This is a genomic window from Rhizobium sp. BK377 (assembly GCF_014193935.1).
In the GTDB taxonomy this organism is placed as follows: domain Bacteria; phylum Pseudomonadota; class Alphaproteobacteria; order Rhizobiales; family Rhizobiaceae; genus Rhizobium.
On record NZ_JACIAC010000007.1, the window covers coordinates 157,788 to 184,132 of the forward strand.

Genomic DNA, 26,345 nt, shown 5'->3' on the forward strand with positions numbered 1-26,345 from the left:
CGCGTCAAGAAATAATATGGTCTATAGCGATTGTCGCGGCAGCGATCCCCATCGATGATGGGCGAAACGTCTGAAATTGGTGGGGAGGCCAATTCATGAAAGCATATCCGGGAACGAGGCTGGGCATCGGCGTTATCGGCTGCGGCAATATCTCGATGACCTACCTTCGTAATGCTGCCCTGTTTGCCGGAGTCGAATTGAGGGCCTGTGCCGACATCTCATCCGACATCTCGGCGCTGAGGGCGAAGGAATATGGCATCCGGGCGATGGAGGTCGACGCGCTCTTGGCAGACCCCGAAGTCGGCCTTGTCCTGAACCTCACGATCCCGGCCGTTCATTTCGACGTGACGATGTCGGCACTTTCTGCGGGCAAGCACGTCTTCACCGAAAAGCCGCTTGCGACGTCGGCCGCCGAGGGCCGCAAGCTGGTGGCTGAAGCCAGACGTCGCGGTCTTCTGTTGGGTTCGGCTCCCGATACATTCCTCGGAGCGGCCGGTCGGCGCGCACGAGGCCTGATGGATGCAGGTGCGATCGGTCGCCCGGTCAGCGGCACCGCCTTCATGTTCGGCCGCGGCATGGAACATTGGCATCCCAATCCGCAATTCTATTATCAGCCCGGTGGCGGGCCGATGTTCGACATGGGTCCCTATTATCTGACGATGCTGGTCAATCTGCTCGGGCCGGTGAAAAGCGTCATGGCAATGGCGACGAAAGGCCAGGAAGAACGGCTGATCACGGCCGACGGCCCCTTCAAGAACACGAGGTTCAAAGTGGGCACGCCGACCAACGTGCTCTCGCTTCTCGAGTTTCAATCGGGCGCAACGGTGAATTTCGGCACGTCGTGGGACGTCTTCCGGCACTCCAATCATCCGATCGAGCTGCACGGTACGGAAGGTTCGTTGCGCTTGCCAGATCCCGATACGTTCGGCGGAACGGTCTCGCTTTCCGAGCGTGGTGCCGAATGGAAGAATTTCGAAAGCGAAGGCGAGTTGTATGGCGCTTTGAACTGGCCATATAGCGCTCCCGACCGCGCCAATTATCGCATGCTGGGCGTTGCCGATCTCATCCGCGCGCTTGGCGAGGGCAGGGCGCCGCGCGCCTCCGGCGATTTGGCCCTTCATGTTCTCGAGATCATGGAGGCGACCTTGGCATCCAGTGAGGCCAGGAGCGCGGTTGTGATTGCGGGTACAGTCGCACAACCGCCGCTGCTCGGCGAAGACGAAGCCCGCAGCCTGCTTGCTTGAGGTGAAACGATGAACGATCGATTGGATGCCGGCGCCGCGCATGTCCTGGCGCTCGGTCGCGCCGCAAATCAGCCACCCTTTGAGCGCGGGACGGTAAACGAGGCGCGCGCCGCCTATGACGCGGGTTGTCCGACATTGCAGGGCGATCGCGAGCCGGTCGGGGCGATCGAGGACAGAACAATTGTAGGGACGGGCGGCCCGATCTCGGTCAGGATCTATCGAGGCGTGGGTGCGCCAGACGCGGATGCGCCGGCACTTCTTTACCTTCACGGTGGCGGCTGGGTCGTCGGCACGCTTGAATCCCATGACGAGATCTGCCGGTGGTTTGCAAATATCGGCGCCTGTGCGGTATTTTGTCCTGACTATCGGCTGGCCCCCGAGCACAAGTTCCCGGCGGGTTTGGAGGATTGCGTATCGGCTCTTGCCTATATGGTGGAGCAGGCAAGCGCGCTCGGTATCGACCGAGATCGCATTGCCGTCGCGGGCGACAGTGCCGGCGGCAATCTGGCTGCTGTCCTGTCGCTTCTCTCGCGGGATGGCGTTGCCCAGAAAATCTCGGCGCAACTTCTGCTCTATCCCAATACCGATGCCGGACAGACGGCCGACAGCTATGTGAGGTTTTCAGAAGGATACGGTTTGACGACCTCAACGATGCGCTGGTTCCGGGATCACTACGTCCGCGATGCGGCCGATATCGGTGACTGGCGCGTCTCACCCCTGCGTGTCGGAAATGTCGCGGGCGTGCCACCGGCCTTCGTTGCGATTGCAGGCCATGATATCCTTGCAGACGAAGGTGAAGCCTATGCCCGCCGGCTTGCCGAGGCGGGTGTCCCTGTCGTCCTGCGGCATTGGCAGGACCAGATCCATGGCTTCGTTTCCATGGGGCGGCATATTCCGGCGGCGCGGCAAGCGGTGGAAGAGGCGGTTGCCGGATGGCGCAGCCTCGTCGATCACGCCGACTGACGCATCACCAATGTACCGTCGAGGATGATTTTTCGCGCGACAACCTTTGTGGCGTCATTGTCTTCATCGAGCATCGACAGCAATGTGTCGACGCTACCGCGCGCCATGGCGCTGAAGTCTTGCGCCATTGTCGTCAATGGCGGGCAGGTATAGCGGCTGAGAGGGTGGTCGTCATGGGCGGCGATGCGAAGATCGCTGTCGCTTCGGCGGCCGACGCGAAGGCCGCGCGAGTGGGCGGCTGCCATTGCGCCGAAGGCGAGGCGATCGTTTGCGCAGAGAATCGTCCTGCCCGGGAGCGTTCCGGCCGCGATCATTGCGTCGGTCTGCTCGTATCCCATACGTTCGAAATCCCAGCCATAATTCTCAGTGGCGCCAAACACGACCGGTTCGAAACCGAGCGACTTGATCGTGGCGATATAGCTTGCCAGCCGCTCCCCGGAATTGTGATTGACATGCGGAATGTCGAAATATGCAGGCGGCTCGCCCGATCGGCAAAGATAGTCGACAATCGTCGCAACGCTTCGGGCGTTGTTGTTGCCAATGAAGGGCGTGTCGCCTTCGATGAACGTATCGAAGTAGACAATGGGAATGCTCTCCCGGAGTTTTTCAAAGATCCCTGGCTCGGAAGAGAGACCAAGAGGCGCGATGATTGCACCGGCAGCCTTCAAGGACAGAAGTGTGTTCACAGCCTCGGCTTCGAGATCCGGCAAGCCGTGAGACGAAATGACGATTGGCCAGTAACCTTCACCACGCACGAGCAATTCCAGCCGGTTGATCATTTCGGCATAGAATGGATCTGTGATGACAGGCACGAGAATGCCAATATTCCGTGTCCTTTTGCGATTAAGGTTGCGGGCATACAGGTTCGGCCGGTAGTCCGATGCCGAGAGAGCGTCCTCAATGCGTTTGCGCGTTCCCGGCTTTACGCTGCTCGGGTTATCGAAATACCTGGAAAGCGTTGGACGAGAAACGCCACAGGAGCGGGCGAAATCGTCCATGGTTTTGATCGTCATCTTGTTCACTGGCGATTCTGGTTGCACTGCGCCAAGGCTCGTCTGCGTCAGATATCGCAAAGGCGGTCAGTGTGAGGGCTTTCGAATTGCGTTTGTAGCCTGAGAATATCGCATGCGCAAAATTTTTTGTTACATGAAGAACAATTGGCAGTGGCCGCCTCTACACATAGCGCACTTCGACCCCCAGCTTGTCCAGTCGAGTGCGAATCCCGTGCGGCATGGCGGTGTCGGTAATGATCAGATCGACCCGGGAAAGCGAAAATGCCTTGGACGAAGCGCCAATATCCCACTTGCTGGAATCCGCCACGAGAATGACGCGCCTCGCCATGCGGACCAGATTGCGTTTTGTGCGCGCAATGTCTTCCGAGACATCGACGACATCGAATGCGTGATCGATGGCATGAGCGCTGAGGAACGCCTGGTGGGCGACAAGACCGCCGACCGCCTTATCGGAATCCGAGACGATCGTGCTGACGGTGCTGGGAAAGACCCGGCCGCCTATCATATGCACGTCCAGCCCCGGCCGATACATCAGATGCTGCGCGATATTCATGGCGGTTGTGGCCACCACGACGTTATTGACCGGGGGCATTTGCATGGCGACCTGCAGCAGTGTCGAGCCGCTGTCGAACACAATGGACTGATTGTCGATGATCTGGCGTGCGGCCATCTGCGCGATGCGCCGCTTGGCATCGAAATTGCGGTTCATCCGTTCTTCGAAGGCGGCCGCGGGCGAGCTGGCAGGTAATGCGATCGCGCCACCATGCGTTTTGATAAGCAGCTTCTTGGCATCCAGAATTTCCAGGTCGGATCTGATGGTCACCTCCGAGACGCCGAAGTTTTCCGCCAGCTGCGTGGTGCGCGCTTGGCCGGTCCGCTGAAGTTCCAGCATGATCTGATGTCGCCGTTGTTCCGCAAGCATGTGTGACCCCGAATTCCTTTCGATGACGGTACCTAGCTTTCGAAAATCGAAAATCCACGGAAACCCTTTGTGCTCTAAAGACGCGATGAAGGGCGGTGTGAGTAGATGTCCAGTCCACGGTGAAGTCATTTTAGATCAAAACGAAAGGAATCGAAATATTGAATATTCGTTTATTTTCGAGTTAGGCTCTCAGCGAGCAATCAAACTTGTGGAGGGACAGCATCGAAATGGGCCTTGGAACCAAGATTCGCCTGTCACGGCTGTTTTCACATCCGTCAGGGCATTTGTTCGGTGGCGCAGTCGACCACTTCGTTGGCTATGGCAACGTGCGAGAGGGCGGCCTGGCGGATCTGCCGGGCGCTCTAAAGCGGGTGATGGCCGGAGAGCCGGACTATATCAGCATTCAGCCTGGTGCTGCGCGCCACTTGTGGCCCGCCTATGCCGGCAAGGCCGCCTTGGTCATTCAAGCCGGCTGCTTTACGCCGGACGACCGAATCCGTCAGTTAATCGCGACCCCCGAGGATGCGGTACGCTACGGTGCCGATGCTCTGGCCGTTGCCATTCCGGTGCGCGGCAATACGGAAGGCGAATATATTCGCTGGCTCACCGACACGGTCAACGCCGCCGCTCGCTTTGAAATGCCGGTCGTTGCGCATGTTTATCCCCGTGATTATTCAAACGGCGGCAAGATCGTCTTCACTCCGGACGAAATTGCCTATGCTGTGCGGATCGGGTTCGAGACCGGCGTTGACGTGATCAAGGTCGGGTACACCGGGGATTTCGACTCTTTCCAGGAAACCGTCGCCACGTGCCCGGTTCCCATCGTTATCGCTGGCGGTCCTAAGACGGAAAATCTGCTCGGTGCACTAACGCAGACCTTCGACGCATTGCGTGCGGGGGCAAAGGGTGCCGTGGTGGGTCGAAACCTCTGGGGGCACGGCGACACGACGATGGCGGCTCGCGCCTTCAAGTTCGTCATTCACGGCGGTATGGCACCGCAAGAGGCGCTCGCTGCCGCGGGCGGTTGACAGGTGGTACACAACCTTCAGGTTCTGGGCTTCGGCGCTCTGGCGATCGACGATATCATCTATGTCGATCGACCGCTGAGTGCCGGCAAGGGGAAGGTGACAAGTCGCACCCAGGACCACGGCGGCAATGTCGCGACGGCCCTTGTTGCGGTCGCAAAGCTTGGAGGGCGGGCCGGTTTCATCGGCTGGCTGAGCGATCAGCCTCTCACCGATATCAGCGCCCGCGAGCTCGAACGGCATGGGGTCGATATATCTTTTGCGCCGCGCCGCGCCGACGCCCGGCCAATACGGTCGGTGATCACGGTCGGACCCGAAGGTGACAGGTTTATCGCCTATGACGACGATGTACCGCACGGAACCTCCGAGGCCCTGACCGACAAAATTCTTGCACAAGCTCAGGTGCTGTTGATCGACGGCTATGCCACCCACGCCGATACGATCGTTGCGCGCGCCCGTATGCTCGGCCTTGCGGTGGTGGCAGACATTGAATGGACGGTCGGGCCTGCGACGGAACGATTGATGAGCCTGTCCAACCATCTGGTATTGCCCCTGAAATTTGCTCAGACTTATTCCTGCGAAACCGATCCGGCGTTGATCCTGCACGAGCTTTGGTCCGATGATCGTACCGCAGTCGTTCTGACCGACGGTGAACGAGGATCCTATGTCAGGCAGGCGGGAGACGCCGTTTATTGGCATGTTCCGGCCTACAAGGTTAAAGCAGTCGACACGACGGGCGCCGGAGATTGCTTTCACGGCGCTTATGCTTTTGCGCTGACACAGGGAAAGCAGCCTGTCGACTGCGCCGTTTATGCAACTGCCGCAGCGGCGATCTCGGTGACTGGCCCCGGTGGCCGCATTGCGCTGCCGGATCAAAGCGCCTGTCTCGCGTGGCTGGCGAGGGAAAATGCACCCGTTCCCAGGCCGGTTGTGCCGCCAGGCTGAGAATCCGTCACACTGGTGTCCTGGACGATCGGATTTGTGACGCGCAGATGACGGTTTCGGTTCAATCCGAAACAGCGCCAGGGAGGGGCTGTCTTCAGGATTGGATGGCGACGATACTAAGGAGGAAGTGCCGTGGCTGTTGTTGTACTCGATAAAATTTGCAAGACCTTTGGAACCAAATTCCACGCGATCAAGGATCTTAGCCTGACGATAAATGATGGCGAGTTCCTGATCCTCGTCGGCCCTTCGGGATGCGGGAAGTCGACGGCATTGCGCATGATCGCCGGGCTGGAGGAGATCAGCAGCGGGACCCTGAGCATCGGTGGAGAGAATGTCGAGGATCTCGCGCCGAAGGACCGGGACATAGCAATGGTCTTTCAGAATTATGCGCTCTATCCGCATATGACGGTGTTCGACAATATTGCCTTCTCGATGAAGCTTGCGGGCAAGAACAAGGAAGAGCGCACGAAGCGGGTCAATGAAATCGCAAAGACACTTCAGTTGCATACGCTGCTCGACAGCAAACCGGCCGCGCTCTCCGGCGGTCAACGCCAGCGGGTCGCCATGGGACGCGCAATGGTACGGGAACCGGCAGCTTTTCTCATGGACGAGCCCCTGTCAAATCTCGATGCCAAGTTGCGCGTACAGATGCGTGCCGAAATCGTCAGCCTGCAAAGACAGCTTGGCGTGACGACGATTTATGTGACGCACGATCAGACCGAGGCCATGACCATGGGCGATAGGGTTGCCGTCTTGAAGGGCGGCGTCCTTCAGCAGGTCGACACGCCAAAGACATTGTATAGCCGGCCGGTCAATGCCTTCGTTGCGGGTTTTATCGGCTCGCCGTCAATGAATCTGTTCGAAGGCCGCTTGCAGAACGGCAGGATCGAGCTGCCAACCTTTTCCATACCGGTCTCGACGACCGCATTCGAGCAATCTCCCGGTCTGAGGTCGTTCGAAGGCAAGACAATCATCTTCGGAATTCGCCCGGAAGACCTCTACGACAGCGGTCTGGAATCGGGATCACGCTACGCGACGATCCCGGCCCTTGTGAAATCGATCGAGGAACTGGGCTCCGAGCTGATCGTTCATCTGAAGATCGAAGCAGTGCGGATCGACTCCGGTGATCCCGATGCCGTCGAGGACTTGAGCGGTGCGGCAAACGCCGTCGCGAAGTTCGAAGCCGTCAGCACAGTCCAGCCGGGAGAAATGATCAACTTGGCGATCGATGTGGCCAAACTGCATTTCTTCGATCCCCAGACGCATCTGGCAATCTAACAGGATCCGCGGTGGGCGGAGCTGGTCGGCAGGCGGTCGCAGGAGCGCCTGCTTACTCGATTGTTTAAAAGTGCTCGCCACCATCATCGCCGCTCTTTGCCGCCGGCACAGACGCCAGGCTCTCTTTTGTTGTCGCTGCACCGAATTGCTACTTTAAAGTGATATCGCTATGGCGCTCAATTCGACCGAACCCCTGCTTTTCCCATACCGCTCAAAGCCTTTCATTTGTTTTCCTTTGAACGCCCCGCCTTTCATTTGTTTACGAAAGTAAAGAAAAAATGCAACACGAGCAATATCTCGGAAAGAAAAAAACGGATCGAGGTTGAAACCTAAAATGTCCGAAAATCAATAGGTTAAAGACATTTTTAGCACCCCTGGAGCCTTCTTGCTTTTTCCGATTGCAGTTCTTCATTGACAGCCAGAGGGCTCAAGGAACCTACTTTGAGCTCGATCGGGAGGATCGAGCAATAATATCATTCCTAGGGAGGGAAACATGAACGTCAGAAGATATATCATGGCGGCTCAGTCGGCGGTGGCCGCCTGGGCACTATGCGCCACTTGCGCCTTTGCTCAGACCAATCTCGAATTCATTCAATGGTGGGAACCAGAAATGCCCGCCGGCGCTCTGCGCAGCATCATGGACGACTTTGAAGCTAAAAACCCCGACATCAAGGTGACGCTCGTCAGCGGTCCCTATTCCGCCACCCATGATCAGATCGTTGTCGGAGCCGCGTCCGGGACACTCAGCGATGTCGTCGGCCTGGACGGCGCATGGGTTAACGGCTTAGCAAAGCAGGGCGCAATTGCCTCGATGGACAGCCTGATGGCTGATGCCAAATATGATCAGAGCCAGATCGCCGATATTATCAAGGTCAACGGGCAAAGCGTCATGTTCCCGCTTGCCTCGTTCGTCTACCCGGTCTTCGTCAACCTCGATCTGGCAAAGGCCGCCGGCGTCGAGAAGATGCCGACAAACCGCAGCGAATTTGCCGCTGCCGCAAAGAAGATGACCAACGCAGACAAGAACCAATATGGTTGGGTGCTGCCGCTTTCGTTGCAAAATCCCGGCGGCATCCAAAATGACGTGATGTCCTGGGTCTGGGCATCGGGAGCATCCATGCTGAAGGATGGCAAGCCCGATCTGGAAAATGCCTCCGTGGTCGGCACGCTTGAATACATCAAGTCGCTGCAGGACGCCGGCGTCATCTCGCCTGGTATTTTTGCGAAGAAGGAACAGGACAAGGTCGAAGAGTTCGTCAACGGACGTGTCGGCATGATGATCGACTCGTTGGCGCACATCAATCTCATTCGCCAGCGGAACCCCGATCTCAAGTTCGGCATCTCCGCCCTTCCAGCCGTTGACGGCTATACTGGCAAGCGCGGGCTGCCCTATGCTTCCTGGGGTATCGGCATCAGCGACAAAAGCGAGCACAAAGCGGAAGCCTGGAAGCTCGTCGAATATCTGATGAGCCCGGAAGTGAACAGCCGTCTCGTGTCGATCGCTAATGCCTTCCCGGGCAATATCCACGCCAAGCCCGATTTCTCCAAGTCAGATCCGCTGTTTGAAGAAGCCTTCAAAATCTTCCAGAGCGGAAAGCTCGCCAACGAATTCGTCGGACTGCCTGTGGCCGAAGATCTGATGCGCCAGATGAACGTCGAAGTTCAAAAGATGTTCGACGGTCAGCAAGGCGCAAAGGAGGCAGCCGCCAATACGCAGAAGCAATGGTTGGCCGAATTCGCCAAGTAGTCTCCCAAGACGGTAGCGACAGCGTGATAGACTTCAATCACGCTGCCGCTACACCGCGACCAAGCAATGCGTTACGACCAGGGAGAAATTACCTCTCATGAGCCTCGCCACAGAAACATCGATCCGCACGCGTGTTAAAGTACGAAGGCCCGGCATTCTTTCCTACAAGACGCGAAAGAGGCTTTTACCCTATCTATACGTCGCACCGGCGACGTTTCTTTTCTGCCTGCTGATGCTGTTTCCCATGCTCACCGTCCTGCGCTATTCGCTGATGGACGGTGCGATCACAAAAAAGGACGCGTCCTTCGTCGGTTTGCAGAATTATGTGACGATCTTCAAAGATCCTGTTTTCTGGCAGTCGGTCGGACAGACACTCTACTTCACGATAATGAGCGTCATCTTCCATCTTCTGATCGGTCTGGCCTTCGCCCTTCTGCTCAACAGCCAGCGTGTCGATCCGTTGATCAGAAGCATTCTGCGGGTTCTCTACATTTTGCCCTGGCTCTTCACGGCGGTGATCATAGCGATCATCTGGCGGCTGCTGCTGGACCCCAACGGCGTCGTCAACAGCATTCTGATGACGCTCCATATCATCGACTTCAAGGTCGAGTGGTTTTCTTCCACGACAACCGCGCTGCACGCGCTGACCTTTGCGAATATTTGGGCGGGATACCCGCTCTACATGGTCAGCCTTCTCGCCGGCCTTCAGGGCATTGCCAAGGATCTCTACGAGGCCGCCGGCATTGACGGGGCAAACGAGTTCCAAAAATTCCGCTACATCACGATCCCGCAATTGATGCCGATCATCATCAGCATCGCCTTGCTTGATTTCATCTGGACGATGCAGGTCTTTCCCCTCGTGTGGATGACGACGGGAGGCGGTCCGATCTACGCGACCGAGGTGCTCAGCACCTACACCTACAAACTCGCTTTTTCGAGTTATGAATTTTCGCGCGCCTCGGCGAGCGCAATCTTCATTCTGCTCATCTCGATGGGCGCCACGTATTTCTACATCAAACATCAGAAGGCTAGGTGACCGGCAATGGCAAAACGCTCTCTCAGTCGCACCATCGTACCGACCCTCCTGACATATCTCGGGCTGGCGGTCGGGTTGGTCTTCGCGGGCTTTCCGATCCTGTGGATGTTTTTCACGTCCTTGAAATCGAATACCGAGATCTTTGCCCTGCCGCCGCGGCTGCTGCCGGACCATTTCACCAGCGTCGCCTATCTTGCGATCTTCAACGACCCGACGAAGGTTCGTTTCTTCATCAACAGCTATCTCGTTGCGGGAGTGGTAACGGTTCTCACGGTGCTGATCGCCATCGTGACGGCCTATGCTTTCAGCCGGTACACATTCCGGCTCAAGAAAACGCTGAACGTCTTCATCATCAGCACGCAGACCGTGCCGCCGATCACGCTTTTGATCCCCTATTTTGGCATGGTCGTCGCCTTTGGTATTTTCAACACCTATTTCGCGCTGATTTTGACCTACATGGTCTTTACCCTGCCTTATGCGATCCTTCTCATGACCGGCTATCTCAATACCTTCCCAAAGGAACTCGACGAGGCGGTGCTTGTCGACGGCGGGTCGAGCTGGACGGCGCTATGGCGTGTGATCATCCCGCTGTCTGTACCTGGAATTGTCGCGACGGCGGTCTATACCTTTCTGCTGGCATGGAACGAATTCCTCTTCGCCCTGACTTTGACGAAGTCGATGGACATGCGGACGGTCCCGATCGGTATCGAGCTTCTTATGGGTCAGCATGCGTTCGAATGGAACGAAATGATGGCGATGAGCGTGCTGGGATCGCTCCCGCTCTTGGTTCTGTATTTAATTGCTCAACGCTACTTCCTGGCCGGCATGGCGGCCGGATCGGTGAAGAGCTGAGCAGCGGTCGCGCTTAGCGCGACTGGAATTCCTGGCGGACGAGGCAAGAAAAAGTCGAGTGCCATCCCTTCACAGGGCGGCGAACCGGGCGAACTCGCATCGGAGAACAAGTAACGACAGCGGTCGAGGGATTTGCTGTCACCCAGACGCTATCTAAGTTGATCTCGGGCCCGTGGCTGAGTAGGCCCGCTGTTTAGCTGGATCGGCAGCGCATGCTATTCGATTGATGAAGATAGACGGCGGCGGGCTTCGGCCCGCCGCGGCTGTCACATTTGTTCGGCTTGAGCGCCGCTGTTGGGCAGTGCCGGGCCGAGGACCGGTTGCGAACCGAGCGGCTTCATCGATACCGTGACAAACTCGCCTTTACCGTCGACAGATGGACCTTCTGACCAGCGGCCTGCCGCAGACGGTGACCCGTCTTTTTGGAAACCCAAATAAGCGTAGCTGAACTCCTGGTTTTCCTGTTCTTGAGGGAAACTATTCGGGATCGGGAAGACGCCGGTCGATCCGCCGAGCTCTTCCAGTGCCGCCAACCACTGGTTTTGGTGCATGGTGTCGCGAGCGATCAAGAACGACAACATTTCCTTCATACCCGGGTCGCTCGTCAGATTGTATAGGCGGGTCGCAAGGACACGGCCGGTCGACTCGGCCGCGACGTTCGCTGTCATGTCTGCTGCGATATTGCCGCTCGCATAAATGTGGGACATATCGAACGGGACGCCGTCGGAGTCGACGGGCATCGCCGACAGACCGGCTGACAAAAGGTTCTTCATATTTAGGCCGCCAAGGACGGCGCTTGCGACCGGGTCGGCGGCAACCTCGTCCTTGATCGAGACCGGGGCGCCCTCGAGGTTGAGTGCCACGGCTGTTGCCAGCATTTCGATGTGGCCGAGCTCCTCAGTCGCCGTGTTCATCAGCAAATCGCGGAATTTCGGGTCGCCCCGGGCGCCGCAGGCTTGAAAGAAGTACTGCATAGCAACGCGGATTTCGCCTTCGACGCCACCAATGGCCTGCTGCAGGGCTCGTGCGAACTGCGGGTCGGGCGTTTCCACGCGAACCGGAAATTGCAGCTTGTTGTCGGTGTAGAACATTCGTCTCTCCTGGGTTTGGGGTGGAGGCCTGCTAACCTGAAGGAGAAGACAAAGTTCCCGGGCCGCCGAGATGACGGTGCGGCCCGTTCGGTTCCGTACACAACTCGGAGCCTTGGGAACTTGCACCCCATGTGAAGGTTTGTCGTGGCGAAACAAATGAAGGTCTTTCATGGACAAGGTCATCGACGTCGATTTCCCCGTGACCTGGCAATCGCCCGTCTTCGTCCGGATTGGCAACGGCATGCGAGAACGCATTGACGCGCCGGACGCGGCATTGGCGGCGCTCCTGCACCTCTGGCCGGCTAGCAGTCAATCGGAATACGCGGTCGCCAAGCATCGCTGCGCCGACGCGATCGCGCAAGGTAGCCCGGACCTTGCCCGCCTCGCGTTTGGTGAGGCGGCGGTCTCGGCTAGGGTGCTCTGATGATAGGAATAGAGCGGCGGCCCACACGAAGCTTCCCGCTGTCCGCGGGGCTGCTTCTGGGTCTCGGGATCGGAGGTTTCTTCGACGGTATCGTTCTTCACCAGCTTCTTCAATGGCACCACATGCTCAGTTCCTGGTATCCGATCACCACGATCGAGGAACTTGAATTAAACACCTTCTGGGACGGGGTCTTCCATTCCGGGACGTATGTCCTTGTGCTTGCTGGCCTCTTCATCCTGTGGCGGTCTGGCCGCCTCAGCCATTTCCGCTGGTCGGCGAGCGAACTCTTCGCGACGATGCTCATCGGTTTCGGAGCGTTCAACCTTGGCGAAGGCATTATCGACCACCAGGTGCTCGGCCTGCACCACGTCAACGAAACCGTTCCTCGCGGGGAGTGGTTCTTCTGGGACTTCGGGTTCCTTGTCTGGGGTGTGGCGATGGTCGCCATCGGCGTACTGTTCATGAGACGACGCCATGGCTGAGATGCTACGTGAAGTCCGCACTGCGTTAATCTGGGATGCTTTCGGTCTCGGCCTTGTCTTGGCGACGCGACCGGTGTGGTCGGTTCTTCTATTCGGCCCAAACCTTGCGCTTGAAGACTTGCTTTTGCTGCGCTGCTTCGGCCTTCCGACATGATGCATCGGTTACAGGCAACATCCTTGAAGCCATTGACGGAGCGGATGATGACTTCGAATAACGATCGACTTGGCCGTGAGGCCGAACGCCGCGTCTCTCGCCATATCGTCATCATTTGCGGCGGTTTCGGCTGCCAGGCTTGTGCGATCGAACCGGTAACGCGCCGGAACCAACGTCACGGTCGTTGACCGCCGCAATCGCACCCTTTCCCAGCCGCTGCGACACTTCAATATAAATTTGAATTTTGGACTTTACTGATCAAATCCATCATCGCAGGTGAGGTGCCCATCTGGGATGTGACGCACTTACGGCTTTGCATAGATCTAAAGCTTTTAAGCAACGATCTGCGTACGTTTTTTGCATGAACAGCAGGTCGAGTAAACGCGCGCTGAGCTATTCAAGCAGCCACGCCCGCGAGTAGGCAGGCGCGGTTCCCTTGATGAGAACCCAGTCGAAAGGGTTTCAGTTCCGGCTACTCGTCCGCGGACATCGCGTTCAGGGACTTGCTCCTCTCAAAGCGTATCGATCAGGCCGCCATCAACACGCATGGAAGCACCGGTCGTGGCTGATGCAAGCGGGGAAGCCAGATAGGTTACGATGTTGGCGATTTCCTCGACGCTAGCCGCGCGTTTAATGATGGAGCTGCTCCTATGTTTCCTGACGAATTCCGCGGCTACCTCCTCGATCGGCTTGCCGGTCTTTTCACGCTCGTCGGCGAGCATAGCTTCGACGCCTTCAGACAATGTTGGACCCGGAAGAACCGAGTTGACGGTCACTCCGGTACCCGCCATGCGCTTCGCAAGCCCGCGGGCGACAGCGATGTCGGCCGTCTTGCTGACGCCATAGTGGATCATCTCGACGGGAATGTTGAAGCCGGATTCCGACGCGATGAAGATGACGCGGCCCCAGTTTGCCTCCTGCATGCCTGGCAGATACGCGCGGGATAGTCGAACTGCCGACATGACGTTTACCTGCCAGTGCCGGTCCCATACTTCGTCGCTGGTATCGAAGAAGTCGCTTGGCTGGAAGATCCCGGCATTGTTGATAAGGATGTCGACATGCGGCAGCTTCGATACAAGCGCGCTACATCCTTCGGCGGTGGCGAGATCGGCCGCGACCGCCGTGACGCTGGCCTTGGCACCCTCGTTTCTCAACCGTTCGGCGGCCTTCGCGGTCTTGTCTTCGGATCTGCCGTTCACGGCAACGTCCGCGCCCGCTCTCGCGAGCTGCCGAGCGATCGCGTAGCCTATGCCCTCCGTGGACCCTGTCACCAGGGCTGTCTTTCCTTTGAGATCGATCTGCATATTCTGCTCCTGTAAGGTTGGACGTCGATTAAAGATTGCTCATGCCGCCGTCGATGACGAGCTCGCTGCCGACGATATAGGACGCCTCGTCCGATGCGAAGAACACCACGGTCTTCGCCACTTCCGACACGTCACCGAACCGACCGACCGGGATCTGGTTCTGCACACCTTCGGTCATCGCCTTCATGTCGGCTTCCGACATACCGAGCTTTCCGTAAAGCGGCGTCGCGATCGGGCCAGGGCTAACGGCGTTGACGCGGATGCCGCGACCGACCAGCTCGCCCGAGAGCGTCTTTGCCAGCGTCAGGAGGGCACCCTTCGTCAGCGAATAGACGCTCGAGTTCGGCATGCCGATGTGCGCGTTGATCGACGTGTTTAACACGATCGAGGCGCCCTTCGAGAAGATCGGCAGGAGAGCCTGGATGAGGAAATAGGGGCCCTTCACGTTCGTCGAAAACGATTTGTCGAAGTCCGCTTCCGACCAGTTCTCGACGGGACCGAACTGAGCGACGCCCGCGTTGACGAACAGGATGTCGAGGTGGCCGAAGGCTTTCGTGACCTGGTCGACCACCTCCTTCTGACCGGGGACGTTGCCGGCGTCGGACAGAATGACGATGACGTCTTCGCTAAGCTCCTTGCGCGCCTTTTCGACACTGGCAGCGCTGCTGCCCGTCACGGCGACGCGCGCGCCTTCGGCGACGAATTGGCGAGCCGTTTCAAGGCCGATGCCGCTGGTGCCCCCGGTTATGAGGGCGGTCTTGTTAGCAAGTCTGCGCACGGTTGATTTCCTTTTGCGTTGTTGAGACGGCCTCGATGCCGGGGTCGATGACAATGATTTACAACTGGAGAGCCGTTCGAATTAGTGGGCCGAAACCAATTCTGTTGTTCGGCATTGCCGAACACCTTAAGCCTTTCGGGCAAACGCTCCAAAAGAGGCTCTTGTAGCCGCATGGCATCGCGGCAGTAAGGACATGTCTCGATGCCATTCAAGGAAATGTCCCAGCACAGGAAATACGTTCCTCACTCCTTCGTGCTGCGGAGGAAGTCGGAACTCCCGTTATTGCCGTCGTCCACTGACGGAATGCTCTGCGGGGGCGCCGGCACCAGTTCTGGTGACGCAGAGCCCTTTTGAATTCGGTTCGGCGCCTCAAGCTTTCACTGGAAGGTTGGTCCGCTCGCGACCCGATGGGTTCCTGGGCGAGCGTTCCTGGCTGCCATGGACAACGCGTCCACTATCCTCTCGGGACTCTCCGGTATGGTGACGACAGCTCGGCCCTCGGGGTTCTCGATAAGACTGGGTGCCACGGTGATGCCATCCCCAAGCCTGACGTCGATGATGGCGATGTCTGCTTCGGAGCCGAGTTCCAGAGCTTCTGACTTGTTCCCGCGATGCCGGTGATTTCGAATCCGGCGCCGACCGCGACGTCCTCAATCATCAGAGCGATTTCCGGTTCGTCTTCGACAATGAGCAGACGCATATTTCGTCTCCAGGCGGCTGAAAAATCGGTGCGGCGCTCTTTCGCGCCGCCAATCGAAACACTCCCCAACCACAAGCGGTTCCACGTCTAGGGCCTGAGTCTCACGCATCCCCGACTAAGGTTTGAGAATTAGGATGCGTGGTTGAGATCGCGCGCGCCCGCGCCCCTGCTGCGGTTCGCATGAAAGATGTCCGAGGACCAGATCTCGATGCCAGGCCCGGCCGCTTCATGTTCTTCACCAAAGTCCGGACTGACATGTCCGCCCTCTTCCACGAAAGTAGAGGATCTACGTCGGACCAAAGTCCGTTTGCGTCCGCAGAACAAAGTTAGAGTGTAGGCGTGTTGAAGGCGATGTCGGAACGATGTCGGCGGCGCGTTTCTTGCTCTGAATTGAATTTATGAAAACCGCAGAAATCGAAATGCAGTCCCTTCATCCCTACGAGAGTAACCTTTTGGTTGACGTGGCGAGAGATCTGCAATGCTTTCGTATACAGGCGAGAATCGAGGAGACACATTTTGTTCTAGCCAGCCTCTGGTCTCAGTAGTCATCCCGGCCTTCAATGCTTCCGCCTACATCGGGCGCACGCTTCGGTCGGCTATGCGCCAGACCTACGCCGCCTTGGAGATTATCGTTGTCAACGACGGCTCCACGGACGACACGCCAAAACTCGTCAAGAATATAGCGATGTCAGACTCTCGGATTCGCCTCCTGTCCACGCCGAACAGCGGTGTCGCCGCCGCAAGGAATACCGGGATCGAGGCGTCATCAGGTCGATTTGTGGCATTCCTTGATGCGGACGACCTGTGGCACCCGACGAAAATCGAAAAACAGGTGAACGCTCTCACCCGGTTGTCCTTCCACTGGGCTGCGGTTTACACGCTGCATTATATCATTAACGAGGACGACGAGATCATTTGCCCTAGCAGTTCCAACGTCGCGAGAGGATATATCTATGCGCGGCATCTGAATGTTAAATATATAGGAAACGGAAGCGCGCTTCTCGTCCGGCGGAATGCCGCGCTTTCGATTGGCGGATTCGATCGCTCGTATGCCGCAGCCGGTATTGGAGGATGCGAAGACCTTGATTTCGAGCTCAAGCTAGCCTCACGCTACTTCATCGAAGTCGTTCCCGAACGGCTGGTGGGATATCGAAAGCATCCCGGCAGCATGTCTTCCGATCACCTACGAATGGGCAAAAGTGCGCTGGAGGTCGTCAGGCGTTCGCTGGCCGCAAATCCGCAGCTCCCCCGATACGCGATCGGTAGTGCAATCGACGCCACGCAAAAATATGCGTTTTGGGAGTTCCAGCAAGCTCGGAGAACCTATCTGTCACTCGTGATGCTTCGGTCTATATTGCGAAGCGACCCGTGTTTCGTGGTTCGACTTGTGCTCCAGAAGGGTCTTCGCAGAATACAACGCTGTCTTGGTCCGGGGACGAGCACAGCAAACCGTGAAGATCAACCGCGAATGATGAGGTCGAAATTCGACGATCAACTTGCTCCTTCGTGTCTGGAATGCCCAAAGGAGACCCTGCGGTTACGACGTCGTCTGATGCGGCTAGCTGCGGTGGATGCAAAGCTGAAGTCAACTTTCCTAATGCGGACAAACGTTCAATGATAGAAAAATCGCGGGCGTTGGAAGCAGGCCCGCGATGCTTTCAACTCATTTGATGAGCTCAATCACCGTGCGGGTCTTCGGATTGATGAGCACATGCTTTTTGTTGACGACCACATAACCGTAATGAGGTTGATCGGGGATTGTGTGGACCTCGACGGTGTCAGGAAGCGCCGTACCGACTGCGACGTCACCTTAAAAGGTACGGATGGCGAGTCAATCAGGGCGTTGTATTGAACAGCGGTCATCAGCGGAGCCGTGGCCGTTCCGGTCATGAGAGTTATGATGATGATGACCGCCCAGCGGAGGTCATGGGCGACTTCACAGTCCAAGGGCTGGCTGCGCTGGTTAGGATGGACTTCCACAATTGCGATGGCTGTTTGCCTGGGCGGAATGGTCATCAGCTGGTTCATGTGAGCTGATCACGATGCGCGTAGCGCTGCGGTTGCCCTGTGGCCGTCTTTGAAAGGCGCGCTCTCGAGATGTGCTTCTGGTAATCAGCGAGGCCTGATTGGATATTTCAGACGGCATGTTAGCTTTCCCACATGAGACAACGAGGTAGGGATGAATGATCCAACCTGGCGCGCCCATGTCCGGTCAGTCTAATGAGCTCGTTTCTTTCTATGGCCATAGCCTGGAACTGATCAAATGCTCTCCGGTGGGCACGAAGGTCCACGAAAACGGGTGCGGCCCTTTGGGATCTATATCCTGAGCTGGTTGATCCCGGATCCAGATCGATGATCGAGGCCGTGCTCGCCGGGGGCCTGCCGCGCAACATCGCGATCGGACGCGGTCCTCCCGGCAGAAGTCGTAGTGATCTCTTTTTCGGCGCCGGGCAGGGGCCCTGGAGTTATCGAGACACGAGAAGCGTGAATTAGGGCGTCGGGATGGAATGCTTAAGCTCTTCAAAAGACGGGCCGCGGACTATGCGGTAGCGGGCTTCGATGAGATTATAGACCCCGAACGCGCCAAGTCCTATGGCGACCGCGAGATAGAGAACGGCGCCGAAGGGGAGCTGCCTGACCCGGGCTAGGGCATCCCCCGTGCTGCCTGATTGTTGAGCGTCGACGCGAAAGCCCGCATAGGCAAAGAAGACCTCCACGATCGCGAAGACAACGCCGCGCGCTGGGGAAGCTCGCATGCTCTTCCCCGCGCGGTCTGGCAGCCCTCGATGCAAAACTGGGCCGTTGCGTCGTCGATCACCTAAGTCGTGGTACGTTAACCCCGCTGATTGAACAACGCATTCTGTCATCGTTTGGTGCAGCCCAGGCGCGGATTGGCTCCGCGCCTGTTCATTTACCTGTCAACAACGAGGGCCTCAGTGTCGCGCAGGGCGTCTACTTGGTATTCTTGTGGCTCTGCTCTCCAGCCTTCACATGCTGCTCGTGGCTGCCGCCCTGCTTGCCGGAGGAGCTAGAACTCTTTTCCGACGCGCTCTTAGTGCCACTGCCCGACTTTGGGCCGCCCTTCGTCTGTGATCCACTTGTAGATGGCATGTTGCATTCCTCCGTAAGAGATCGGCTTGATCTCGAGGAGAGAACTTCCATCCCGTTAAAGTGTTCCAGGGATGGCAGGGGTCATGGTAAGGGGCCGCCATCGTCGGCGACATACGTCGCTGCATGGGAAGGCCGGAAGATTGGTGGCTGAGCGTTCGGGCGAGCCGGGCGTAGGACACGGCCAGGCGGTTTACAGTCCATTTAGTGAGACAGGAGGATCCTGCGATGGCGTCGTTGACCTAACGCCAACGCGGTCCATGGCGCCGGCAGAATGGGCATTATCGCGAACATTCCCGACGTGAAGTTTGCACAGATACAACCCATAGGCGATGGTGAAGTTTTCAACACTAAGCGTTGACTCCACTATCTGCGTCGTGTAGAAAAACGTCATCGATCTTTTGCTTGCCGAGCTTTGTCTACCGCGCGATTGGCACCGCGCTTTAAGCGAACTTCTCTTTCAAAAATAGTCGGTTCTCCGCTGCGTCGCATCTGCTTCGCGGTCCCTCACTCTATGCTTGAAAGGGTTCATCATGACCACTGGCACAGTAAAATGGTTCAATTCCACTAAGGGCTTCGGCTTTATCCAGCCTGACAACGGCGGTGCTGACGCCTTCGTTCATATCTCAGCTGTCGAGCGCGCCGGCATGCGCGAACTCCTCGAAGGCCAGAAGATCGGCTTCGAGCTTGAGCGCGACAAGAAGTCGGGCAAGATGTCGGCCTGCAATCTTCAGTCCGCTTAATCGATATCTGCTTCCCTTGACCACGGATGTACTGGCACTGCCGGAAGCACGCTATCAGTTGGAGGCCAGGCACTTGCCTGGCCTTCGTCGTTTCGGCGCACAACGGAAAGCTAAAGTTCTGATGACAGAGACATACAGTAAGGCACGCCACAAGGCCGAGATCGCATTTGGGAATCTCCAGACAGAGTTCTTCTCCAAGAACAATGCGGTCGAAGAACTTGCATCGCAGGCACTGGCCCGGGGCGCTAAAACCTTGCGGCTTCGAGAGGCGCGTCTGGCCAAAGAAGAGGCTGCGCGACTTGCCGCCTCAACTACCGCGCCCCTGAAGCCTTCCAAGGGCGGCTGATTACCTCCCAACTCACGTCAGGAAAATACTTGAAAAACTCCAGAAATAACGATTTCGCCGATCGACGTTCTGCCGCCGCGGACGCCAAGGCATCCCTCCTCAGTGCCTACCGCGCCGCGAAAACTGCTGCTGAGCCTACCAGACTGGCACGTCAAGCCGAGCGCATTTCGGTTGTCGCAGCGCGTGAGGCCAGAAGCGCCGAACGGAAACGTCTCAAGGCTGAGGAGACTGCTCGGCTCGAAGCAGAGGCGGCTGAACAGCAAGCAGCTGCGCAGGCTACCATCCTCGCTGAGAACGAGGCGCGCCAGTCTGCCGAAAATGCCCGGATCGCACGGGTCATCGAAGACGAAGCGGCACGTAAAGCCGAGCGTGACAGACGATATGCCAATCGCAAGGCGAGGCAAGCGTAAGCAGTTGAAGTTTCGGCTCCACTTCCAGTCTGCGGTAGTTGAGCCAGTCAGCCATTCACATTACTCACACCTTGGGAGCCACCGATGGCACCGAATACAAACGAGCTCCAGGCGATCAATACTGCCTGGCAAATCGCCATACAGGAAATCCTGCGCATGGTCATTCGTGACCTTTATCATGCAGGCGGGGAGGCAGCCTTCAACGGCCACATTAAGCGGATTGAAGAGGCCGCCGTCGACAGCATTCAAACCGATCTAAGGCTAAGAGGCACAGACGAGTGGACCGAGGTGTTGGTCAAGGAGCGGGCCAGCAACTTTGTAACGACCTTGTTGACGTCATTCACTTACGACCGCGCGTGAGAACCGATAGACTAAGGAGTTCAGGCTAACGGCTTTGGGGCTGTCGGAGAGCGAGAGGTGGCCCATACTTCATCCCTGATGACGTCTCTATGACGAAAGTTGACGTAACTTCAGGCGTTCGTAACCGATGTTCTGATCCCACGTTGTCCTGTTCGTCCTAATCTGTGATCGGCTTTCCATGGACGAGCAACGGAAGTTTCTCCATGGAGAGTACATTGGAGGTTCTCGTATAATCAATTTTTCGCGTAAAAGCGGTATGCGGTCAACCTTTGTTGCTGATTAACAGCTGCCGTCTCACAGGCATCGAAAACAGACAGTTATTGCAACGGAATAATCGAACCGGACGTCGCGTAGCAGACGGCTTCATGCCGTTCCCCGCCGATCCTGACGAAACCTGGATCGAACTTGGCGTCGATGGCACGAGGCAGGTTCCCGCAACACTTCGCTGTATGGTAACGTCAACGTCAGCACCAGGTTCGATGGGCCAGGAAGGACCGGTGAGTGTGAATTGGTGAGGTTCTTCATCGCGTCAACCAGACCTGGGGATTATGCTCGCCCCCAGCATCGTGATCTCGGCATGTTGGCACTTCGAAAGGCTTTCCGGAACAAGAATGGCGTCAGGTAGTTAACCCGGCAACGCTGAAGTTAAGGCAGATGAGGAACCTTGCCTCTTTATATCGTCATCCGGTTTTCTTTTGCCAAGACAGACACCCATGAATTCATCAGAGCAATTGCCCACTGACCGTCTTCAGCAAGTTCTCGACAGCGCCATACATACCGGCGTCATTACGCTCGATCCTGATGGTGTCATAACGAGCTGGAGCCAAGGAGCGACCCATCTGCTCGGTTGGACTGAGGCGGAGATGCTCGGAAAGACGCTGGTCGAGATTTTCCCCCCAGAGGAAGGCGCGTCGGATCTGCTTGCCATTGAGCTGGAGGACGCGAGAACGAATGGTAAGGGGGGAGGGGAAGGATGGCGCCTGCGCAGGGACGGGGGGCGGATCTGGGCTGTCGGCGAGACCACTCCGTTTTTCAGCCATGAGCAACACCTCATCGGCTTCGTCAAAATCCTACGAGACCGCACCATGGAACGGCGGACGGAGATCGCGCTCCGCGAGCGCACACGAGCTCTCGAGGTTCTTAACCGTGCAGGGGCCGGCCTCGCAAAGGAAACCGATCTTGAGCGCGTCGTCCAACTGGTGACGGACGCGGGGGTCGAACTGACCGGAGCACAGTTCGGCGCATTTTTCTACAACGTGGTCAATAACGTCGGCGAGAGTTACATGCTCTATTCGCTCTCGGGCGTGCCGCGAGAGCTGTTCTCCGGATTCCCAATGCCGCGCAATACCGAGGTCTTTGCCGCGACGTTCGACGGCGAAGGCATTGTCCGATCCGCCGACATCACGCAGGATCCGCGCTTCGGCAAGAACCCTCCTCACATGGGCATGCCGAAGGGGCATCTTCCGGTCCGCAGCTATTTGGCGGTTCCCGTCATTTCTCGAACCGGCGAGGTGATCGGCGGCCTGTTCTTCGGTCATGGCGACGTCGGAGTTTTCGACGAAGCGTCAGAGCGTGGGCTGGCGGGCCTTGCCGGCGAAGCGGCGGTGGCCATCGACAACGCACGTCTCTTCGAGGCGGCGCAACGGGAGTTGCTGGAGCGGCGGCGGGCAGAGGAGGCCCTGAAGGAGCTAAATACCAATCTTGAAGACCTTGTGAGACAGAAAACCGATGAACTCACCCGCAATGCCGACGCCTTGCGGCAGGCACAGAAGATGGAGGCGGTCGGGCAACTCACAGGCGGCGTTGCGCACGACTTCAACAACTTGCTGCAGATCATTGTTGGAAACCTAGATACGCTGTCGCGGAACCTGCCGCCGGAAGCAGGTCGGCTCCGGCGCGCCGCCTCGCAGGCAATGAATGGCGCCAAACGTGCTGCGGCGCTCACCCAACGCCTTCTTGCGTTTGCCAGGCGCCAGCCGCTTGACCCGAAGCCCATCGACGCGAACGCGCTGATCCGGGGGATGTCTGAGCTCTTGCATCGGACGCTGGGAGAGCTCTTTCAGCTCGAGGTCGTTCTCGCCGGCGGACTCTGGAAGACGGAAGCCGATCCGAATGAGCTCGAAAGCGCTTTGCTCAATCTGGCCATCAACGCGCGCGACGCGATGCCGTACGGCGGAAAGTTGACGATCGAGACCTTCAACGCGCATCTCGATGAGGCATACGCAGCGAGCCACGTTGAAGTGATACCGGGACAATACGCCGCGATTTCGGTTTCGGACACCGGAACGGGTATGGATGCCGAAACCCTTTCTCGCGCTTTCGAGCCGTTCTTCACCACCAAAGAACAGGGCAAAGGTACCGGCCTCGGGCTCAGCCAGGTCTACGGCTTCGTGAAACAGTCGAAGGGGCATGTGAAGATTTATTCCGAGGTTGAAGAAGGGACCACGGTCAAGATTTATCTGCCCCGCCTATCGTCGGAATATTCCGACGAGGAGACCGCCGAGCCTCTCGCAATTCCCGAGGCGGCAGTTGGCGAGACCATTTTGGTCGTCGAGGACGATCCTGACGTACGAGCATATTCCGTGGAATCGCTCAAGGAACTCGGCTATCGCGTATTGGAAGCTAAGGACGGCCCGGGGGCACTGCAGATCCTGTTGGCAAACGGGCCGGTGGACCTGATTTTCACGGATGTGGTCCTGCCTGGAGGATTGAGCGGTGCAGACGTGGTTGCCAAGGCAAGGGAGCTACAGCCGTCGTTGAAAGCCCTATTCACCACTGGCTATTCCCGCAACGCAATTGTCCATCACGGTCGGCTGGATAAAGGCGTTCACCTGCTGCCGAAGCCATTTTCGTTCGAGGACCTGGCGGTGCGCGTCAGAGCCGTGCTCGACGGCTGAGGGCGATGACGGTCCCAACCGTGCTGACCAATTGTCACATCAGCTTTCAGTTACTGACGTCGCAGACGATGACGCGGTCCCGATAATGTGCATCGTCGCCTGTTGCCAGACGTTCTGTGGATGAGAGCAGTTCCGTCAATGCGTCGAAGCGCTCTCGTGCCTTTCTCAACACGTCGGCACTGGCAATGGGAAGGTCGATGACGGCTTCGAGTGCGCTAACGACGCGCCGCGACGCATTTTGAATTTCATAGGAAGACAGATCGGAGTTCAGGATCTCCGTCGCCAAGATGAACTTGGCGCGATAGCTTGTCGCGTTTTGAGCGGAGATTAGCCATTGGCGGTACATGTGTTGCATGGCGCGTTAACGCGTCATCTGCCAAAAACGTGCCTTTTCATCTGCAAACAGGGTAAATCGCATTTTAACTAAAACCTAAACGTCAATTAGTGGGACCTCATTAAACCGCCGCGCCATAGGTCGGGTGTTGGCGCCGAATAATCAGCTCGATTATGCCGGCGCCTCGAGATCACTCCAGCGCAATGGGGATAGTTCCTCGCCGAGTTCCATAAATCAACGATACTCCGTACGAGGGAATACCTGGGCATCGGTTCGTATTCCCTCAACTGCGAAGCTTGTTGGCATGAGGGATGCTCCATCATGGCGGCGGCCCGCTCAAGTTTGCTTTTGGCTTCCCTGCGCGGATTGGCGGCCGGCGATAGTCGAGGTGGCGCGGAACGCTCTCAGGAACGCTGTCGCAGTAGTTGAGGCTCGCCAGAACAGGGCGTTCTGTCCCTGCCTGCTGATTTGTATTGGGTCAGCAACAGCCCGGCAACCGAGATAATGATCATGGCTGCGCCGATGAGGGTGGGCGTCGTTACGCTTTCCCGGAGAAACATCCAGCCCAGGGCAACGGCAATGATCGGGTTGACGAAGGTGTAAGTGGCGACCAACGAGGGCGATATTCGCTTCAGAAGCCAGGTATATGCCGCGAAGGCAATCACCGTGCCGAACAGAATTAAGTAAGCCAAGCCACCGAGCGAAACGGCGGAGATCCGGTTCGGCTGCAGTGCGTCCAGTTCGCCCGACAGCGCGCTAATTGCCGCCAGCGCAACTCCGCCACCGAGCAGTTCGATCCCCGCGAGCCCGGTTGAGGCAAACTTAGCGGAATAGCGCTCCGATATGACTGTTCCGATCGCCCAGGACAGTGAAGCCCCCAGCAGGAAAATGAGATCCATGAGGTGCACCGCGCCTGCATCGGCGGATATTCCCTGCCAAGCGATGAGAGCGACACCTGCAATGCCGGGAACAAGGAGCGCCACCGTTGTTCCGGTCGGTCGGTCACCTCCGGGAATGAAGGCCTGCAGGAGTACTATCCAGAATGGCATGGTTGCCAGCACCAGAGCGGCCACGCCGGACGGAACGTGTTGCTGCGCATATGCCAGAACGCCGTGGCATCCGACGAAGAAGAACAGGCCACAGGCTGCCGCGACAGCCCACATCGGGACTGAAGGATTTTGGGCACCCCTTACCCTCGCATAGCCGTAGAGAATGGTGCCTCCGATCAAACAGCGTATGCCCATCAAAAGAAACGGTGGCAGCGTTTGCAGGCCCAAAGCTAAGGCAAGATAGGTCGATCCCCAAATGACATAGATCGCGGCAAAGGCCGCGCCAATCGTGATATGCGTCCTTGAAAGCATCATGGCTGGTCCTAACCTTTTATAGGGTTAGGCTTCAAACGTGGATCCGAGTGATGAGTTCCTTAGAATACCGACATTCAAGCGCCGTCGGTGACCCCAAAGAGGAATTGGCGATCCGGTTTGTGAACACAGCGGCTTGGCGGTTGCGCTCACCCCGTGAGGAGCGGCTTCCTGACGCGCAGGCATTTTTGCACTGGCTGACGGCCAACCTGGCTGGGAGTGAGCAGCAGTTGGCACCGATCAATGTGCGCTGGCGCGCGCATCAACATGATGGCGCCAAAACCTACGAGGCGGCGATTGCATTGCGCGAGGCTATCTATGAGCTCCTCGTCGCCCGCATCGCAGATGTCGCCCCGCCGATCGCGGTTCTCGAGCATTTCAACGCTCACTTGGTTCGGCCCGCGGATGGAATAAGGCTTTGGGCGAGGGCGAGCGAACTTGCCTGGGATCTCCGCGAAGCCAGCGATCGGGATCTGTTCAAACCCATCACCACGTCTGCGGCAAGCCTCATGACCGGTCCTAAAGCGCATCGTATCCGGCAGTGCCAGGATGATCGCGGCTGCGGCTGCCTGTTCATCGACGAGAGCAGGGCGATGAACAGGCGCTGGTGTTCCATGGGAGATTGCGGGAACCGTGCAAAGGCACTGCGGCATTACCGACGTTCGCGCGGTCGAATCGACAGCTCCTCCAGCTAGTAGCGTTCTCTTCGACTTGGGTAGGAAGCGAACGGTATGCGGCGTCTCGTCGAGCGCAAAATGTCTTTGCGGGTTTTGCCCCGGCCTGCAGAACGATTGCATGTGATTGGACGCCGCCGACTAAAACACGCCG

At 57.7% G+C, this 26,345-nt stretch carries 25 protein-coding genes and 3 pseudogenes; 18 read left to right on the forward strand and 10 right to left on the reverse strand.

The window, feature by feature from the left end; genetic code table 11:
* Positions 1–95: 95 nt before the first annotated feature.
* Both FHT92_RS24500 and FHT92_RS24505 read left to right on the forward strand, forming a co-directional pair.
* Positions 96–1,244, forward strand: coding sequence for a Gfo/Idh/MocA family protein (locus FHT92_RS24500; RefSeq protein ID WP_183830173.1), 1,149 nt, complete (start codon positions 96–98; stop codon positions 1,242–1,244).
* Between the two features lie 9 nt (positions 1,245–1,253).
* On the forward strand, positions 1,254–2,207 hold the full coding sequence (locus tag FHT92_RS24505) for an alpha/beta hydrolase (RefSeq protein ID WP_183830176.1): 954 nt from the start codon (positions 1,254–1,256) through the stop codon (positions 2,205–2,207).
* On the opposite strand, the gene FHT92_RS24510 is transcribed toward FHT92_RS24505, so the two are convergent.
* Entirely contained in the window at positions 2,195–3,229 is a 1,035-nt protein-coding gene (locus FHT92_RS24510) for a LacI family DNA-binding transcriptional regulator (RefSeq protein WP_183830179.1), read from the reverse strand. The two genes, FHT92_RS24505 and FHT92_RS24510, sit on opposite strands and share 13 nt — an antisense overlap.
* A gap of 151 nt (positions 3,230–3,380) precedes the next feature.
* Entirely contained in the window at positions 3,381–4,142 is a 762-nt protein-coding gene (locus FHT92_RS24515) for a DeoR/GlpR family DNA-binding transcription regulator (protein ID WP_183830512.1), read from the reverse strand.
* 227 nt (positions 4,143–4,369) lie between these two features.
* Between FHT92_RS24515 and FHT92_RS24520 the strand changes: the two genes are divergently transcribed.
* The 6 genes from FHT92_RS24520 to FHT92_RS24545 all read left to right on the forward strand — a co-directional run bounded on the left by FHT92_RS24520 (position 4,370) and on the right by FHT92_RS24545 (position 11,025).
* The gene (locus FHT92_RS24520; RefSeq protein WP_183830182.1) at positions 4,370–5,170 is read left to right on the forward strand and encodes a class I fructose-bisphosphate aldolase; all 801 of its coding nucleotides are present in this window, start codon (positions 4,370–4,372) and stop codon (positions 5,168–5,170) included.
* Between the two features lie 3 nt (positions 5,171–5,173).
* Positions 5,174–6,112 carry a PfkB family carbohydrate kinase gene (locus tag FHT92_RS24525; protein WP_183830184.1) on the forward strand — a complete coding sequence of 313 codons (939 nt, stop codon included), beginning with the start codon at positions 5,174–5,176 and terminating at the stop codon, positions 6,110–6,112.
* 132 nt (positions 6,113–6,244) lie between these two features.
* Positions 6,245–7,390: an ABC transporter ATP-binding protein gene (locus FHT92_RS24530; protein ID WP_183830187.1), complete on the forward strand. Its 1,146-nt coding sequence runs from the start codon at positions 6,245–6,247 to the stop codon at positions 7,388–7,390.
* Between the two features lie 493 nt (positions 7,391–7,883).
* Positions 7,884–9,137, forward strand: coding sequence for an ABC transporter substrate-binding protein (locus tag FHT92_RS24535; RefSeq protein ID WP_183830190.1), 1,254 nt, complete (start codon positions 7,884–7,886; stop codon positions 9,135–9,137).
* A 97-nt stretch (positions 9,138–9,234) separates the two neighbouring features.
* Complete coding sequence (locus FHT92_RS24540; protein ID WP_183830193.1) at positions 9,235–10,173, forward strand: carbohydrate ABC transporter permease; 939 nt, start codon at positions 9,235–9,237, stop codon at positions 10,171–10,173.
* Between the two features lie 6 nt (positions 10,174–10,179).
* A complete protein-coding gene (locus FHT92_RS24545) occupies positions 10,180–11,025 on the forward strand; it encodes a carbohydrate ABC transporter permease (protein ID WP_183830194.1) in 846 nt (281 codons plus the stop codon).
* A gap of 266 nt (positions 11,026–11,291) precedes the next feature.
* Here the strand turns inward: FHT92_RS24545 and FHT92_RS24550 are convergent, their stop codons facing one another.
* Positions 11,292–12,116: a manganese catalase family protein gene (locus FHT92_RS24550; protein WP_183830197.1), complete on the reverse strand. Its 825-nt coding sequence runs from the start codon at positions 12,114–12,116 to the stop codon at positions 11,292–11,294.
* A 169-nt stretch (positions 12,117–12,285) separates the two neighbouring features.
* On the opposite strand from FHT92_RS24550, the gene FHT92_RS24555 reads away from it, so the two are divergent.
* On the forward strand, positions 12,286–12,540 hold the full coding sequence (locus FHT92_RS24555; RefSeq protein ID WP_183830200.1) for a DUF982 domain-containing protein: 255 nt from the start codon (positions 12,286–12,288) through the stop codon (positions 12,538–12,540).
* On the forward strand, positions 12,540–13,022 hold the full coding sequence (locus FHT92_RS24560; RefSeq protein WP_183749217.1) for a DUF2243 domain-containing protein: 483 nt from the start codon (positions 12,540–12,542) through the stop codon (positions 13,020–13,022). Before FHT92_RS24555 ends, FHT92_RS24560 begins: the two co-directional genes overlap by 1 nt.
* Before the next feature lie 666 nt (positions 13,023–13,688).
* Here FHT92_RS24560 and FHT92_RS24565 read toward each other — a convergent pair.
* Together FHT92_RS24565 and FHT92_RS24570 are read right to left on the reverse strand one after the other, a co-directional pair.
* Complete coding sequence (locus FHT92_RS24565) at positions 13,689–14,480, reverse strand: SDR family NAD(P)-dependent oxidoreductase (RefSeq protein WP_183749218.1); 792 nt, start codon at positions 14,478–14,480, stop codon at positions 13,689–13,691.
* A gap of 28 nt (positions 14,481–14,508) precedes the next feature.
* Entirely contained in the window at positions 14,509–15,258 is a 750-nt protein-coding gene (locus FHT92_RS24570) for an SDR family oxidoreductase (protein ID WP_183830203.1), read from the reverse strand.
* 176 nt (positions 15,259–15,434) lie between these two features.
* Between FHT92_RS24570 and FHT92_RS24575 the strand changes: the two are divergent.
* Positions 15,435–15,557, forward strand: a pseudogene (locus FHT92_RS24575) (DUF982 domain-containing protein); the annotation flags it as partial.
* An 879-nt stretch (positions 15,558–16,436) separates the two neighbouring features.
* Positions 16,437–17,576, forward strand: coding sequence for a glycosyltransferase family 2 protein (locus FHT92_RS24580; protein WP_183830206.1), 1,140 nt, complete (start codon positions 16,437–16,439; stop codon positions 17,574–17,576).
* 45 nt (positions 17,577–17,621) lie between these two features.
* Here FHT92_RS24580 and FHT92_RS29770 read toward each other — a convergent pair.
* The 3 genes and pseudogenes from FHT92_RS29770 to FHT92_RS24595 all read right to left on the reverse strand — a co-directional run.
* Positions 17,622–17,791 (reverse strand): annotated as a pseudogene (locus tag FHT92_RS29770) (DUF1236 domain-containing protein); the annotation flags it as partial.
* A gap of 656 nt (positions 17,792–18,447) precedes the next feature.
* A pseudogene (locus tag FHT92_RS24590) lies at positions 18,448–18,699 on the reverse strand (DUF1206 domain-containing protein); the annotation flags it as partial.
* Positions 18,700–18,910: 211 nt separating this feature from the next.
* A complete protein-coding gene (locus FHT92_RS24595; RefSeq protein WP_183830212.1) occupies positions 18,911–19,069 on the reverse strand; it encodes a hypothetical protein in 159 nt (52 codons plus the stop codon).
* Positions 19,070–19,599: 530 nt separating this feature from the next.
* Between FHT92_RS24595 and FHT92_RS24600 the strand changes: the two genes are divergently transcribed.
* The 5 genes from FHT92_RS24600 to FHT92_RS24620 all read left to right on the forward strand — a co-directional run bounded on the left by FHT92_RS24600 (position 19,600) and on the right by FHT92_RS24620 (position 23,822).
* Complete coding sequence (locus FHT92_RS24600) at positions 19,600–19,809, forward strand: cold-shock protein (protein WP_183830215.1); 210 nt, start codon at positions 19,600–19,602, stop codon at positions 19,807–19,809.
* Positions 19,810–19,930: 121 nt separating this feature from the next.
* A complete protein-coding gene (locus FHT92_RS24605) occupies positions 19,931–20,155 on the forward strand; it encodes a hypothetical protein (protein WP_183749378.1) in 225 nt (74 codons plus the stop codon).
* A gap of 29 nt (positions 20,156–20,184) precedes the next feature.
* A complete protein-coding gene (locus FHT92_RS24610) occupies positions 20,185–20,565 on the forward strand; it encodes a DUF6481 family protein (protein ID WP_183749224.1) in 381 nt (126 codons plus the stop codon).
* 84 nt (positions 20,566–20,649) lie between these two features.
* Positions 20,650–20,925, forward strand: coding sequence for a hypothetical protein (locus tag FHT92_RS24615; protein ID WP_183749225.1), 276 nt, complete (start codon positions 20,650–20,652; stop codon positions 20,923–20,925).
* 713 nt (positions 20,926–21,638) lie between these two features.
* Positions 21,639–23,822 (forward strand): ATP-binding protein, encoded by a 2,184-nt coding sequence (locus tag FHT92_RS24620; protein WP_183830218.1) that lies wholly within the window; start codon positions 21,639–21,641, stop codon positions 23,820–23,822.
* 46 nt (positions 23,823–23,868) lie between these two features.
* Here FHT92_RS24620 and FHT92_RS24625 read toward each other — a convergent pair whose 3' ends face one another.
* Both FHT92_RS24625 and FHT92_RS24630 read right to left on the reverse strand, forming a co-directional pair.
* Positions 23,869–24,108: a hypothetical protein gene (locus FHT92_RS24625; protein ID WP_246735543.1), complete on the reverse strand. Its 240-nt coding sequence runs from the start codon at positions 24,106–24,108 to the stop codon at positions 23,869–23,871.
* A 452-nt stretch (positions 24,109–24,560) separates the two neighbouring features.
* Positions 24,561–25,520: an EamA family transporter gene (locus FHT92_RS24630; protein WP_183749227.1), complete on the reverse strand. Its 960-nt coding sequence runs from the start codon at positions 25,518–25,520 to the stop codon at positions 24,561–24,563.
* Between FHT92_RS24630 and FHT92_RS24635 the strand changes: the two genes are divergently transcribed.
* A complete protein-coding gene (locus FHT92_RS24635) occupies positions 25,508–26,212 on the forward strand; it encodes a CGNR zinc finger domain-containing protein (protein WP_246735544.1) in 705 nt (234 codons plus the stop codon). The genes FHT92_RS24630 and FHT92_RS24635 overlap by 13 nt on opposite strands.
* Positions 26,213–26,345 lie beyond the last annotated feature (133 nt).